At 54.8% G+C, this 998-nt stretch carries 1 protein-coding gene; it reads left to right on the top strand.

All coding sequences use genetic code 11. The annotated features are described in order from the left end of the window. Positions 1-998 (top strand): elongation factor Tu (tuf, locus tag Q3O06_RS06395; protein WP_301818154.1); only part of this gene is annotated, 998 nt, incomplete at both ends.

Below are 998 nucleotides of genomic sequence, written 5' to 3'. Positions count from 1 at the left end.
GAACGTAGCAAACCGCACGTAAACGTTGGCACCATCGGTCACGTTGACCATGGTAAAACCACCCTGACTGCCGCTTTGACTACTATTTTGGCTAAAAAATTCGGCGGTGCTGCAAAAGCTTACGACCAAATCGACAACGCGCCCGAAGAAAAAGCACGCGGTATTACCATTAACACCTCGCACGTAGAATACGAAACCGAAACCCGCCACTACGCACACGTAGACTGCCCGGGCCACGCCGACTACGTTAAGAACATGATTACCGGTGCCGCACAAATGGACGGTGCAATCCTGGTATGTTCCGCAGCCGACGGTCCTATGCCGCAAACCCGCGAACACATCCTGCTGGCCCGCCAAGTAGGCGTACCTTACATCATCGTGTTCATGAACAAATGCGACATGGTTGACGATGCCGAACTGTTGGAACTGGTTGAAATGGAAATCCGCGACCTGCTGTCCAGCTACGACTTCCCCGGCGACGACTGCCCGATCGTACAAGGTTCCGCACTGAAAGCCTTGGAAGGCGATGCCGCTTACGAAGAAAAAATCTTCGAACTGGCTGCCGCATTGGACAGCTACATCCCGACTCCCGAGCGTGCCGTGGACAAACCGTTCCTGCTGCCTATCGAAGACGTATTCTCCATTTCCGGCCGCGGTACCGTAGTAACCGGCCGTGTAGAGCGCGGTGTCATCCACGTTGGCGACGAGATCGAAATCGTCGGTCTGAAAGAAACCCAAAAAACCACCTGCACCGGCGTTGAAATGTTCCGCAAACTGCTGGACGAAGGTCAGGCGGGCGACAACGTGGGCGTATTGCTGCGCGGTACCAAACGTGAAGACGTAGAGCGCGGTCAGGTATTGGCCAAACCCGGCACCATCACTCCGCACACCAAGTTCAAAGCAGAAGTATACGTACTGAGTAAAGAAGAGGGCGGCCGCCATACTCCGTTCTTCGCCAACTACCGTCCCCAATTCTACTTCCGTACCACCGACGTAAC

The organism is Neisseria maigaei, assembly GCF_958267405.1.
GTDB lineage: Bacteria > Pseudomonadota > Gammaproteobacteria > Burkholderiales > Neisseriaceae > Neisseria > Neisseria bergeri.
Note: the sequence above shows the minus strand (reverse complement) of the source record. Positions and strands in the feature narration are given on the sequence as shown.